Source organism: Vogesella mureinivorans (genome assembly GCF_007644035.1).
Taxonomy (GTDB): domain Bacteria; phylum Pseudomonadota; class Gammaproteobacteria; order Burkholderiales; family Chromobacteriaceae; genus Vogesella; species Vogesella mureinivorans.
On record NZ_VMTV02000961.1, the window covers coordinates 1 to 328 of the forward strand.

Below are 328 nucleotides of genomic sequence, written 5' to 3' on the forward strand. Positions count from 1 at the left end.
TTGGGTGGTGATGTTTACTCAATCAAGATCTCCTTATATTGAAGTGATTCAAGAGTTGGCTGAGCCATTATTGGCGCCGTTCCGTCGAATTATGCCGAATATGGGGATGATTGATCTTTCTCCTATTTTGGCTATCTTGGCATTGATCATTGCTGAAAAAGTCATGGAATATGCTGCAATTGCGCTACTAACTGGTCTTTAATAGGCAATATCCTTTTAGCGTCAAATAGATTGATGATCCTTTATAAAAAACCGAGTTGTATAACCAACTCGGTTTTTTTATAGGTTATGGATGTCTTTTTTAATCGTGAATTTAATTTAACCTGAG

At 36.6% G+C, this 328-nt stretch carries 1 protein-coding gene; it reads left to right on the forward strand.

The window, feature by feature from the left end:
• The coding region (locus FLQ44_RS21340; RefSeq protein ID WP_147695973.1) for a YggT family protein at window positions 1-202 on the forward strand (202 nt) is incomplete at its 5' end.
• Between the last annotated feature and the right edge of the window lie 126 nt (window positions 203-328).